Source organism: Amycolatopsis sp. cmx-8-4, assembly GCF_046548675.1.
Taxonomy (GTDB): Bacteria; Actinomycetota; Actinomycetes; order Mycobacteriales; family Pseudonocardiaceae; genus Amycolatopsis.
This window is the reverse complement of the sequence record NZ_JAEBDZ010000017.1, coordinates 177936-189760: the sequence shown is the minus strand read 5'-3', so window position 1 is coordinate 189760 and position 11825 is coordinate 177936. Positions and strand designations below refer to the sequence as shown.

Genomic DNA, 11825 nt, shown 5'->3' with positions numbered 1-11825 from the left:
TCCGTGCGGGGACCACCCGCGACGGGATACCTGTGCAGTAACCGGAAGCGAGGTGGTGGGGCATGGCATCCGACGACGTCGAAGCGTTCGACTCCGTGCTCGACGCGATCGGCGGCACCCCGCTGATCCGGCTCGCGCGGATCGCGCCGCCGGCCGGTCCGCGGATCTACGTCAAGGCCGAGTTCCTCAACCCGGGCGGCAGCGTCAAGGACCGCGCCGCGCTCTCGATGGTGCTCGACGCGGAACGCTCGGGCGCGCTGCCACCCGGCGGGCTGATCGTCGAAGGCACCTCCGGCAACACCGGGATCGGGCTGGCGATCGTGGCGGCCCAGCGCGGCTACCGGCTCACCGTCGTGCTGCCGGACAAGAGCAGCCGGGAGAAGACCGCGATCCTGCGTGCCTACGGGGCGGACGTCGTGGTCACCCCAGGTGCCGTACCGCGGGAAGACCCGGCCCACGTCTCGCAGGTCGCGCGCCGGCTCGCCGAGGAGAACGGCGGCTGGCTCGCCGACCAGTACGACAACCCGGCCAACCCGGCCGCCCACGAAACGACGACCGGGCCGGAGATCTGGCGGCAGACCCGGGGCCGGATCACCCACTTCGTCGCCGGGATCGGCACCGGCGGCACCATCAGCGGCGCCGGCGCCCACCTCAAGCGGGTCAGCGGCGGCCGGGTGCGGGTGATCGGCGCCGATCCCGAGACCTCCGTCTACTCGGGCGGCGACGGCAGCCCCTACGTGGTCGAAAGCATCGGGCACTACCGGCACCCGGACACCGTCGAGGACACCTGGCCCCGCTCGTACCACCGCGACGTCGTCGACCACGTCGAACCGGTCGGCGACCGCGAGTCACTGCTGACCACGCGACGGCTGGCGCGTGAGGAAGGGCTGCTGCTCGGGGCTTCCGCGGGCACGGCCGCCGCCGCCGCGCTGCGCCTGGGCGCCGGGCTGGGTCCGGCCGACCTGATCGTCGTCGTGGTCCCCGACTCCGGCCGTTCCTACCTGTCCAAGTACTACGACGACGACTGGCTCCGGCACCTCGGCTTCCTCACCGAGCACGCGGGCGAGCAGACCGTGGCCGAGGCCGCCGGCCCGTTCCCGGCCGCCGCACCCGGCTTGGCGGCGACGGCGTCGGTCGGCAGCGCGCTCGCCGTGGCCGAACGGCATCCCGGTACCGGACCGCTGTGGCCGGTCGGCCCGGACCGGCCCGGCGCCACGGGTCCACCGTCGGTGGCCGAGGTGACCGGCGCGCTCGACGTCCCGGAGCTCCGCCTGCTGACCGCGGCCGGCATGGCCCGCCCGGCCGACCCGATCGCCGGTTACGTCACCGGCCCCCTGCCCGCGGTCGGCATCGGCGAAAGCCGCCGGGCCGCCGCGGACCGGCTCGGCGCGCACGAAACCGCGTGGGTCCTCGTCGACGGGCGCGTCGCCGGATCAGTCCACAAAGGACAGCTTGAACCAGTCGGAGAAAGGACTGCGGGCACGTGAAGTTCCTGCTCATCACCCTGATCACCCATGTACCGGACCCGGTCACCGGCGTCCTCACCCCGACCGACCAACGGCTGCTGGACGTCGTCGCGAACGCCGAGCTGGCCGAAGAACTCGGCTTCGACGGCTACGGCGTCGGCGAGCGGCACGAGCGGCCGTTCATCTCCTCCTCGCCGCCGGTCGTGCTGAGCCACATCGCCGCCCGGACGTCCCGGATCCGGCTGTTCACCGCCGTCACCACGCTCAGCCTGCTCGACCCGGTCCGCGCGTTCGAGGACTACTCGACCCTCGACAACCTCTCGGGCGGCCGGCTCGAACTGATCATCGGCAAGGGCAACGGCGCCGCCCAGCGCGAGCTGTTCCACGTCACCCCGGACGACCAGTGGGACCGCAACGCCGAGGGCTACGAGCTGTTCCGGAAACTCTGGCGCCAGGACAAGGTCACCTGGTCCGGGCGGTTCCGGCCGTCGCTGACCGACGCCGAGGTCTGGCCGCGGCCGCTGCAGCGGCCGATCCGCGTCTGGCACGGCAGCGCGACCAGCCACGAGTCCGTCGATCTCGCCGCGAAGTGGGGTGACCCGCTCTTCTCCGCGAACGTCACCAACCCCGTCGAGCCCTACGCCGAGCTGGTCCGCCACTACCGCGAGCGGTGGGCCCACCACGGCCACGATCCCGCGGCCGCCATCGTCGGCGCCGGGACCGCCGGGTACTACGCCGCCGAGACGTCTCAGGAAGCGCTCGAGGTCTACCGGCCGATCTTCGAGAGCCGGCTGGCCCTGCAGACCCGGCTCGGCCTCGAACCCGTCTTCTCGACGCTCGAGGACTTCGTCGAGCGCAGCTCGGCGCTGATCGGCAGCCCGGCCCAGATCACCGAGAAAGTCCTGCGCTACCACAAGGAACTCGGGCACCAGGTGATGCACCTGCACGCCGACCGCGACGGGCTCACCGCAAAACAGCACCGCGCCACCCTCGAACTGTTCCAGTCGGACATCGCGCCCGCGCTGCGGCGGGAGATCCCCGACCCGCCGTGGCCCGCCGGAAAGGACCGTCATGCCTGAAGTCCCGTTGTCGGTGCTGGACCTCGTCCCGATCAGCACCGGGTCCGGCGCCGCCGAGGCCGTGCGCAACACCGTCGACCTCGCACAGCACGCCGAACGCTTCGGCTACCACCGCTACTGGTTCGCCGAACACCACCTCAACCCCGGCGTCGCGGGCGCGTCACCGCCGGTGCTGATCGCCCTCGTCGCCGGGGCCACCAAGCGGATCCGGCTCGGGTCCGCGGGCGTGCAGCTCGCGCACCGGACGCCACTGGCCGTCGTCGAGGAGTTCGGTCTCGTCGCGGCGCTGCACCCGGGGCGGCTGGACCTCGGGCTCGGCCGCAGCGGCAAGCAACTCGTCCGCGAATACGCCGCCGCCGCAGCCGCACCACCGCCGGCCACGCAGGCGAGCAACGGCCTGCTCATTCCCGAGAAGCCCGACTTCAGCACGCTCGCCCGCTCGTCGCGAATCGGCCTGACCTTCGGGCTGCTGCAACAACCCGGCGCCGAATCACCCGACTACGGCGAACAGGTCGACGACATCCTCGCCTTCCTCGGCGGCACCTACCGTTCCCCCGAAGGGCTCGACGCGCACGCCGTGCCCGGCGAGGGCGCGCAGGTCGAGATCTGGATCCTCGGCAGCAGCGGCGGGCAGAGCGCGTCCGTGGCCGGCCGCAACGCCCTGCGGTTCGCCGCGAACTACCACGTCAGCCCGTCCAGCGTGCTCGACGCCGTTACCGCATACCGGCAAGCGTTCGTGCCTTCGGCGACCCTGCCGAAGCCGTACGTCGCGGTGTCGGCCGACGTCGTCGTCGCCGAAGACGACGCCACCGCGCGGGAACTGGCCAGTGGCTACGCCCTCTGGGTCCGCTCCATCCGCCGCGCGGAGGGCGCGATTCTCTTTCCCACGCCGGAAGAAGCCGCCGCCCACGTCTGGAGCGACGAGGACCGGGCTCTGGTCGCCGACCGCGTCGACACCCAGTTCGTCGGCTCCCCCGCCACGGTGGCGGCCCGGCTGCGGCAGCTCCAGGAGGCGACCGGCGCCGACGAGCTCGTCATCACCACCATCACCCACGCGCACGCCGACCGCGTGCGGTCCTACGAACTGCTCGCCGAGCACTGGAACCGGGGGTGAAGCCAGCGGGCTAAGCCTGCCCGGTCAGCAGCTTGACGAGACTGTGCGGGGTCTTCTCGCCGAAGCAGAGGTCGAAGTCGCGGGCGGCTTCGATGGCGGCTTCGGCGCTGCGCGGGAACAGCGCCTGCTCGTAGCCGGTGAGCGCGGCTTCGACGTCGCCGGGGTGCGCGGCTTCGACGTCGCCGGGGTGCGCGGCGATCGCCTTGCCGAGCTCGGCGGCGTCGAACATGGCCAGGTTGGCGCCTTCGCCGTTCGGGACGCAGAGGTGGGCGGCGTCGCCGAGCAGGGTCACCCCCGGCACCCGGTCCCACCGGTGCCCGGTCGGCAGGGTGTTGATCGGGCGCAGCACCGGCGGGGTCTCGCCGTCGGTGATCAGCGCGGTGAGCTCCGGGGCCCAGCCGTCGAACTCCGCCGCGATCCGGGCGGTGGCCGCCGCGGCGTCGGTGAAGTCGATGTCGGCGAACCACTCCTGCGGCTTCGACAGCACGACGTAGGTGTGGAGGTTCCCGCCGCTCTCGCGGTGCGCCTGGATCCCCTTGCCCGGTTCGAGCGAGAACAGCGCCCCGCCGCCGACCGCCTTCGCGCTGTCCGGGTGCCGGGTGTCGCTGTCGAACAGGTACGTCTCGACGAACGACGTGCCGACGTACTCGGGCGTGGCGTCCGAGAGCAGCGACCGGACCCGGGACCACGCGCCGTCCGCGCCGACCAGCAGGCTCGTGACGACGGTCGTGTCGTTGGCGAAGGTCACTTCGTGGCGGCCGTCACCGAGGGCGCGGACGCCGCTGACCTTGTGGCCCCACCGGACGGTGCCTTCGGGGAGGGAGTCGAGCAGGACTTGGCGCAACTCACCGCGTTGCACTTCGGGGCGGCCGCCGGTGCCGTCGTCGGGTTCGTCGAGCAGCACGGTTCCGTCCCGCTCGAGGATCCGCGTCGCTTCGCGGCCCTCCAGGATCAGGTTGCGGAATTCCTCGGTGAGGCCGGCGGCCTCGAGGGCGAGCCGGCCGTTGTAGTCGTGGATGTCGAGCATGCCGCCCTGCGTGCGCGCGGCCGGCGACGCCTCGGCCTCGTAGACCGTGGCCGGGATGCCGTGAACGTGCAGGACGCGGGCGAGGGTGAGGCCGCCGAGACCGGCGCCGATGATCGTGACCTGGGTGTTCATGGTGACTCCTCCGGGTTCAAGGCCGTCGGGCCTCACTGGAACGTCATTCCATATTGGAACACTATTCCAGATGTGTCAAACTGGAGGCATGGCTACACGCACGCGCCGGGCCCCGCGGCGCACAGAGGCGCTCTCCCGCGAGCGCATCGTCGAGACCGCCGTCGAAGTGCTCGACGCGGCCGGCGAAGGCGGGCTGACGTTCCGGGTGCTGACCGAGCGCCTCGCCACCGGCGCTGGCGCGATCTACTGGCACGTGGCGAACAAGGGCGAGCTGCTGGCCGCCGCGACCGACGCCGTCGTCGCGCGGGCCATGGCGCCGGGGAAGTCCCAGGGCACCCCGCAGGACGAGGTGCGCGCCGTCGCGCTCGGCCTGTTCGAGGCGATCGACGACCACCCGTGGCTCGCCACGCAGCTCACGGCGCAGTTCGCCCGCAGCCCCTGGGGCTCGGTGACCCCGCGGATCTTCGAAAGCCTCGGCCGGCAGGTCCGCGCGCTGGGCGTGCCCGAAGGCAGCTGGTTCACGGCGACCTCGGCGCTGGTGCACTACATCCTCGGCGCCGCCGGCCAGAACGCCGCGAACTCCGCGAGCGGGCGGGCGCTCGAACCCGGCGTCGATCGCGCCCAGTTCCTCGACGCCGTGTCGACGGCGTGGCAAGAGCTCGACCCCGACGAGTACCCGTTCACCCGGGCCGTCGCGGCGCAGGTGCGCGAGCACGACGACCGGGAGCAGTTCCTCGCCGGGGTCGATCTCATCCTGGCCGGCATCACCCACCGGTGAGCCGTGTAGGGCGTTATACAGTTCTTAGCCGGTGAGGTCGCCTTCCTCTTCGTTGCGCTCGGCGTAGAAGGCCAGCTTGTCCTCGTCCACCGTCGCGCCGAGGCCGGGTCCGGCCGGGACGCGCAGGCGGCCGTCGGTCAGTTCCAGCGGTGCGACGATGTCGTCCGCGTGCAGGCCGTCGCGATGCCCAGTTCGCCGCCGCTGTGGAGGTTCATCCCGAGGCCGAACGTCTCGCAGTGGGCGGCCAGGGCCGTCGTCGCCGCGATCCCGCCCCACTTGTAGACGTCGCCGTGGATCACGTCGACCGCGCCGAGCCGGACCGCCGGGGCGAACTCCTCCAGAGCCAGCCCCGCGCGGATCGAGTCGGGCACGGACCACGCCGCGTTCGGGTCGACGCGCAGCTCGACGTCCGGCAGCGCCCGGCGCAGCTCACGCATGATCGCGACGTCGCCGCGGACGTCCTTGGTGCCCTTGAGCCCGGTACTGGGCGCCGCCGCGCCGCTGCTGAAACCGGCCACGCACGCTGAGATGATCACCGTCCGGACGGAAGGCTTACGCCGCGGTTTGGGGTGGCAGGGACTCGACGTCCCGGGTTCGCCGATCGGCGGCGCACTGGAGCCCGATGCCTACGGCCACAACGGGTTCACCGGCACGAGCCTGTGGGTGGAACCGTCGCGTGGGCGGTACTACGTGCTGCTCACCAACCGCGTCCGCCCGACGCGCTCGGGCGACACCATCGCCGCGGTGCGCCGCGAGTTCCACGACACGGCAGCTCGGCTGGGCTAGCCGTCACCTGCGGTCCAAGGCCGCGAGGCGGTCGCGGACCTTGTCGCCGATGGTGGCGAGCGTCTCCAGCTCCGACGTCGTGAGCTGGTCGATGAACGCGTCCCGGACGTCGGCGACGTGCTGCGGGGCCGCGGCCTCGATCAGTTCCTGGCCTCGCGGGGTGCTGACGACGACCGCCCCGCGCTGGTCGGTGGCGCACCGCTCGCGCGTCACCAGGCCGCGGTGTTGCATCCGGCCCAGGTGCTGGGACAGGCGGCTCTTCTCCCAGCGCAGCAGCTCCCCGAGCTCGAACGACCGCAACCGGCCTTCCGGCGCCTCCGAAAGGTGGGCCAGTACCTGGTAGTCGGCCCGGGACAGCCCGCAGCGGGTACGCAGCTGCCGCTCGATGAACTCCGAGAGGCCGTCCTGCATCGCCATCAGGCCACGCCAGGCCCGGTCTTCCCGTTCGTCCAGCCACCGCGCGTCCGCCATAACCGGAACCCTACCGCTTGGTTGACATGTGAACCAGTTGCGGCCTACGTTTGGTTCACACGTTAACCACATCGGGAGGACACCATGAGCGCACGTCCGGCGATCATCGGCAGCGGCAACATCGGCTCGGCCCTGGCCCGGCTGTTCGCCCGGGCCGGCGTCGAGGTGAGCATCGCCAACACCCGCGGGCCGGAATCGCTGCCGTCGTTCGGCTCCGGCGTGCACGCCGTGACACTGGAAGAGGCACTGGAGAGCGACGTCCTCTTCCTGGCGATCCCGTTCACGGCGGTCGAGCGGTTCGGCAAGTCCCGGCCGGACTGGACCGGCAAGACCGTCGTCGACACCACGAACGCGTACTACACGCCGAACGCCGACGAGATCCTGCAGGGCCGCCTGTCGACCCACTACGTCGCCGAGCAACTGCCCGGCGCCGCGGTCGTCAAGGCCTTCAACCAGTTGCCGTCCGAGACCCTCGCGGCCGAACCCGCCCCGGGCCCGGGCAAGCGGGTGGTCTTCCTCGCGACGGACTCGCCGGAAGCGGGCGACCGGATCGCGGATCTCGCCGTCGCCCTCGGCTTCGCCGCGGTGCAGCTGGGCCGGATCGACGAAGGCGGCCGCCTGATCCAGGCGCAGAACGCCCTCGTGCTGCGCAACTTCGTCGAGCTGCCGCTGCGCTGAGCACAGCGCTCCGACGGCCGCGGCGGGTGCCGATCCCGAGCGCGGGTAGCCTGCCTGGAGAACACGACAGCCCAGGCAGGTTCCGCACCTCTGGGAACGGGCCCGCGGGAGGAGTCGTTTTGCCGGTGACCTGGGCTCGAGACGACCAGGCCGGCTGGCAGATTCTCGATGTGACCGGCCGCGACCGGGCCGACTCGGCGTCCGCGCGGCACTGGGCCGAAGCCCGGCTCGCCACGCTGGGCGAACCGCACCGCCTCGACGTGCTCATGGTGATCGGCGAACTGCTCGACAACGCCTACCAGCACGCCGACGGCCCCACCCAGGTCCGGCTCCACCGCCTCGCCGACCCCTGCGAGATCACCGTGGCCGTCGCCGACACCAGCGGCGGCTCGCCGCGGCTGCGCGTCCCCGACGACCACGGCGGCCGCGGGCTGCTGCTCGTCGACCAGCTGTGCCTCGCCTGGGGCGCGAGCTACCACGACGACGGCAAGGTCGTGTGGGGCCGCCTCGGCTGCGCGGAGCCCGGCCTCGCCTGCCCGAAGGACGAAGCCGGCCCGAGCTAGGCCGGCCCCTTGGTATCCACCGCCGGACCTGGTGGGATGGAACCGGTCACGCGAGTGGAGGAGCTGCCATGGAGACCCCGCGCCCGGACGGCACCGGACCCGCGAACGACCTGCTCACGGTGACCCGGCAGAGCGCCGGTGACGGCGACGTGAGCGTGCGGGCGCGCGGCGAGGTCGACGCCTCGACCAGCCCCGTCCTGGAGGACGCGCTGACCGCGGAGCTCGCCGGCGGCCCGCGCCGGCTCACGCTCGACCTCGACTCCGTGACCTTCTTCAGCTCCGCCGGCATCTCGACGCTGGTGACCGTGCAGGGGCGCTGCGCCGACCGGGGAACGACGTTCGTGGTCCTCGCACCGCGCCGGGTCCGGCGGGTGATCGGCCTCGCCGGGATCGATCGGGTCGTGACCGTGCTCGACTCGGGCGACCCCGGCACGTGAGCCGATCGGCGGCACGGCGTTTGTGCCGCACCGGGAAGGGCACCCACCTCGGGTAGGACGGCCCACCCACGGTGAAAGGCGTCGGCGTGACCCGCGGAGACGTGCACACGTACTACGAAGACGGACTGTGGAAGAACCGGATCGAGGGCGGCGTCCGCGCCTCGAACACCTCGGCGCGCCGCAGCGACGCGGTGTCGTTCGGGCGCACCATGGCGCGCCGGAAGCGGGTCACGCATTTCGTCCACGACGCGACGGGAAACGTCGAAACCCAGAAAACGTACGGGCCGCGGTCCTGACGGGCGATTTCGGCGTCCAATCAGGACAGTGAGAATGGTCCGGGGCGGCACCGCGCCCGAGCGCGACCTTCGCGCCTCGCCGCTCCGGCAGTGCGTCGGACGTCACCCCGGCGCTTCGGGTCCGGCCGCGTACCGGTCGTCGACGCGGGTAGTCCCCACCTGAGGTCGGCCGGTCCTGCGGCGGCGAAGCACGGGAGAAGCACCATGACGAAGACGACCGCTTCGGCGCTGCACGAACTGCTGGGCCGGGTCCCCGTGCGACGCGCGTGGCGGTACTGGGCCGGCTCGGTGCTCGAGTCCTCGGCGGGGCACTACGTCACCGGTGTCGCCCACGGGGTGTTCGGCGCGAGCCTGCCCGCCCCCGGCCGGGACACCATGACCGTCCGAGCGGCACGAAGACCCGTCGAGGTCGAGCACCGGGCGCTCGCCGCGGCCTTCCCGGCCGCGACCGGCAGCGTGGTGGTCTTCCTGCACGGCCTGGTGGAAACCGAGCGCGGCTGGTTCCGCGGCGCGGCCCCCGGCGCCGACTTCGGGACGCGCTTGGCCGCCGACGTCGGCGGCACCCCGGTGTACCTGCGGTACAACTCGGGCCGCCACGTCTGGGAGAACGGCCGTGAGCTCGTCGCGCTGCTGTCCCGGCTCGTCGCCGCGTGGCCGGTGCCCGTCACCGATATCGTCCTCATCGGACACTCCATGGGCGGCTTGGTCGCGCGAAGCGCGCTGTACCATGCACAAGAACAGGCTTCGCCGTGGCTCCCCCGCGTGACGCGCCTGGTCTGCCTGGGCACCCCGCACCGCGGCGCGCCGCTCGAACGCCACGTCGCCCGGCTCGTGAGCCTGCTCGGCCGCTCGGCCGCGGCGGCGCCCCTGGCCCGGGTGCTCGCGCTGCGCAGCGACGGCATCCAGGACCTCGCCTACGGCCACGTCCACCACGCGCAAGGGGAAGCCGGAGCCACCTGGCGACCGGAACCCGGCTCGGGGACGGACATCCGCCGGTTGTTCGTGTCCGCGACGCTCTCGCGCACCCAGGACAGCACGTGGGGCCGGCTCTTCGGCGATCTCCTCGTGACCCCGGTCGGGAGCGACGACCTGACCGAGGACGCCGACATCGTCTGGCTCGGCGGGCTGAACCACTTCGCGCTGCTGCACGAGAACGTCGTCTACGAAGCTGTGCTCGGCTGGTTGCGGTGACGGGACCGGCCCGGGCGCAAGCGCGCCCGGGCCGGCTCACGCGACGCGCGTCAAGCGTGCGCGCTGCGGATCTTCAGCGGGTCCTTGGGGGCCTTCGACCGGATGTCGAGCATCGTCTGCCCGATCTCCTGCAACCGCTTGCGCCCCAGCGCCTTGCGCACCTCCGGGAACCACTCTTCCTCTTCTTCCTCGACGTGGTGGCGCACGGTCTCGGTGAGCACGGTGACCTTCGCGTCGAAGGTTTCGTCCTTCGGGTCGAGCGTCCGCAGCTCGGCCATCAGCCACATCATCACGTGGTGCTCTTCCACGCTTTCCAGCACGTGGTCGCGCGTTTCCGGAACGGCTTCCCGGGCGACGGGGTAGAAGATCTCCTCTTCGATGTACGTGTGGGTGGTCAGCTCCTCGATCATCGCGTCGACGAGCTTCCGCTTCTCCTGGAAGGCCCGCTCGCCCGCCTTCTCGAACTGCTTGAACAGCCTTTCGACTGTCTTGTGATCGTCCTTGAGCATCACGATCGCGTCGGTCGACACGGGCAGCCTCCTTCGTCCCCCGGCGGGTACCCGCCGGGGGACGGCCCAACCGGCGTCCCGCTCAAGACCCCGGCCGCAGCAGGATCTTCTGCGCGCCGTCGAGCTTCTTCTGGAACATCTCGTACGCCCGGGGCGCGTCCGAGAGCGGCAGCTTGTGCGTGGCGAACCCCTCGACGCCGAGCGGGTCGCCGTCCCCGGTCAGCACCGGCATGATGTCGTCGATCCAGTGGCGCACGTTGGCCTGGCCCATCCGGAGCTGCAGCTGCTTGTCGAACATGTCCATCAGCGGCAGCGGGTCGACCACGCCGCCGTACACCCCGGACAGCGAGATCGTGCCGCCGCGGCGCACGCTGTCGATCGCGGCGTAGACGACGCTCAGCCGGTCGACGCCGGCCTTCTCGGTGATCTTCGCGCCGATCGGCTGCGGCAGCATCGCGACCAGGTTGTGCGCGAGCTTGCCCACCGGGGCGCCGTGCGCCTCCATGCCGACGGCGTCGATCACCGAGTCGGCGCCGCGGCCGCCGGTCAGCTGCCGGATCGCGTCGCCGATGACCTTGTGGTCGCGGGTGTCGATCGCGGTGGCGCCGTGTTCGCGGGCGCGGGCGAGCCGTTCCGGCACCAGGTCGACGCCGATGACCTGGCCGGCGCCGCGGTGGCGGGCGATCCGGCAGGCCATCTGCCCGATCGGGCCGAGCCCGAACACCACGACCGTGCCGTCGCGGGGGACGTTCGCGTACTCGACGGCCTGCCAGGCGGTCGGGACGACGTCGGACAGGTAGACGAACCGCTCGTCCGGCGGGCCGTCCGGGACCTTGATCGGCCCGTACTGCGCCTGCGGGACCCGCAGGTACTCGGCCTGCCCGCCGGGCACCTGCCCGTAGAGCTTGGTGTAGCCCAGCAGCGCGGCGCCCTTGCCCTGGCCGGTGACCTGGGTGGTCTCGCACTGCGACTGCAGCCCGCGGTCGCACATCCAGCAGTGGCCGCAGGAGATGTTGAACGGGACGACCACGCGGTCACCCGGCTTCAGGCCGGTCACCTCGGCCCCGACCTCCTCGACCACGCCCATCGGCTCGTGCCCCAGGATGTCGCCCTCGGTCATGAACGCCCCGAGCACCTCGTACAGGTGCAGGTCGGAGCCGCAGATGCCGCTGGAGGTGATCCGCACGATCGCGTCGGTGGGTTCTTCGAGCTTCGGATCCGGCACCTCTTCGACGCGGACGTCACGTTTGCCGTGCCAGGTCACTGCCTTCATGGGACTCCTCTGCGAGTGCGGACTA

The 11825-nt window shown here is 71.9% G+C and carries 15 protein-coding genes; 10 read left to right on the top strand and 5 right to left on the bottom strand.

Features of this window, described 5'->3' with window-relative positions:
• The first annotated feature begins 62 nt into the window (after positions 1-62).
• The 3 genes from ACLJQZ_RS31745 to ACLJQZ_RS31735 are packed head-to-tail and all read left to right on the top strand — an operon-like array spanning position 63 to position 3659.
• Positions 63-1487, top strand: a complete 1425-nt coding sequence (locus ACLJQZ_RS31745) for a PLP-dependent cysteine synthase family protein (RefSeq protein WP_410623521.1) — start codon at positions 63-65, stop codon at positions 1485-1487.
• Entirely contained in the window at positions 1484-2545 is a 1062-nt protein-coding gene (locus ACLJQZ_RS31740; RefSeq protein WP_410623520.1) for an LLM class flavin-dependent oxidoreductase, read from the top strand. The genes ACLJQZ_RS31745 and ACLJQZ_RS31740 overlap by 4 nt, the downstream gene beginning before the upstream one ends.
• On the top strand, positions 2538-3659 hold the full coding sequence (locus tag ACLJQZ_RS31735) for an LLM class flavin-dependent oxidoreductase (protein ID WP_410623519.1): 1122 nt from the start codon (positions 2538-2540) through the stop codon (positions 3657-3659). The genes ACLJQZ_RS31740 and ACLJQZ_RS31735 overlap by 8 nt, the downstream gene beginning before the upstream one ends.
• A gap of 10 nt (positions 3660-3669) precedes the next feature.
• Here ACLJQZ_RS31735 and ACLJQZ_RS31730 read toward each other — a convergent pair whose 3' ends face one another.
• On the bottom strand, positions 3670-4818 hold the full coding sequence (locus ACLJQZ_RS31730; RefSeq protein WP_410623518.1) for an FAD-dependent oxidoreductase: 1149 nt from the start codon (positions 4816-4818) through the stop codon (positions 3670-3672).
• 88 nt (positions 4819-4906) lie between these two features.
• Between ACLJQZ_RS31730 and ACLJQZ_RS31725 the strand changes: the two genes are divergently transcribed.
• Positions 4907-5596 carry a TetR/AcrR family transcriptional regulator gene (locus tag ACLJQZ_RS31725; RefSeq protein ID WP_410623517.1) on the top strand — a complete coding sequence of 230 codons (690 nt, stop codon included), beginning with the start codon at positions 4907-4909 and terminating at the stop codon, positions 5594-5596.
• 137 nt (positions 5597-5733) lie between these two features.
• On the opposite strand, the gene ACLJQZ_RS31720 is transcribed toward ACLJQZ_RS31725, so the two are convergent.
• Positions 5734-6132, bottom strand: a complete 399-nt coding sequence (locus tag ACLJQZ_RS31720; RefSeq protein ID WP_410623516.1) for an enolase C-terminal domain-like protein — start codon at positions 6130-6132, stop codon at positions 5734-5736.
• Here ACLJQZ_RS31720 and ACLJQZ_RS31715 point away from each other — a divergent pair.
• Entirely contained in the window at positions 6032-6382 is a 351-nt protein-coding gene (locus tag ACLJQZ_RS31715) for a serine hydrolase (RefSeq protein ID WP_410623515.1), read from the top strand. The two genes, ACLJQZ_RS31720 and ACLJQZ_RS31715, sit on opposite strands and share 101 nt — an antisense overlap.
• A 3-nt stretch (positions 6383-6385) precedes the next feature.
• Here the strand turns inward: ACLJQZ_RS31715 and ACLJQZ_RS31710 are convergent, their stop codons facing one another.
• Complete coding sequence (locus tag ACLJQZ_RS31710) at positions 6386-6853, bottom strand: MarR family winged helix-turn-helix transcriptional regulator (protein WP_410623514.1); 468 nt, start codon at positions 6851-6853, stop codon at positions 6386-6388.
• A gap of 84 nt (positions 6854-6937) precedes the next feature.
• Here ACLJQZ_RS31710 and ACLJQZ_RS31705 point away from each other — a divergent pair, with 84 nt between their 5' ends.
• The 5 genes from ACLJQZ_RS31705 to ACLJQZ_RS31685 all read left to right on the top strand — a co-directional run bounded on the left by ACLJQZ_RS31705 (position 6938) and on the right by ACLJQZ_RS31685 (position 10018).
• Positions 6938-7531, top strand: a complete 594-nt coding sequence (locus ACLJQZ_RS31705) for an NADPH-dependent F420 reductase (protein ID WP_410623513.1) — start codon at positions 6938-6940, stop codon at positions 7529-7531.
• Between the two features lie 125 nt (positions 7532-7656).
• The gene (locus ACLJQZ_RS31700) at positions 7657-8094 is read left to right on the top strand and encodes an ATP-binding protein (protein ID WP_410623512.1); all 438 of its coding nucleotides are present in this window, start codon (positions 7657-7659) and stop codon (positions 8092-8094) included.
• 68 nt (positions 8095-8162) lie between these two features.
• A complete protein-coding gene (locus tag ACLJQZ_RS31695) occupies positions 8163-8531 on the top strand; it encodes an STAS domain-containing protein (protein WP_410623511.1) in 369 nt (122 codons plus the stop codon).
• Between the two features lie 86 nt (positions 8532-8617).
• Entirely contained in the window at positions 8618-8827 is a 210-nt protein-coding gene (locus tag ACLJQZ_RS31690) for a DUF2188 domain-containing protein (protein ID WP_410623510.1), read from the top strand.
• A gap of 204 nt (positions 8828-9031) precedes the next feature.
• Complete coding sequence (locus tag ACLJQZ_RS31685) at positions 9032-10018, top strand: esterase/lipase family protein (RefSeq protein WP_410623509.1); 987 nt, start codon at positions 9032-9034, stop codon at positions 10016-10018.
• 50 nt (positions 10019-10068) lie between these two features.
• Here ACLJQZ_RS31685 and ACLJQZ_RS31680 read toward each other — a convergent pair whose 3' ends face one another.
• The gene (locus ACLJQZ_RS31680; protein WP_410623508.1) at positions 10069-10548 is read right to left on the bottom strand and encodes a hemerythrin domain-containing protein; all 480 of its coding nucleotides are present in this window, start codon (positions 10546-10548) and stop codon (positions 10069-10071) included.
• Positions 10549-10609: 61 nt separating this feature from the next.
• Positions 10610-11800: a zinc-dependent alcohol dehydrogenase gene (locus ACLJQZ_RS31675; protein WP_410623507.1), complete on the bottom strand. Its 1191-nt coding sequence runs from the start codon at positions 11798-11800 to the stop codon at positions 10610-10612.
• Positions 11801-11825: the final 25 nt, after the last annotated feature.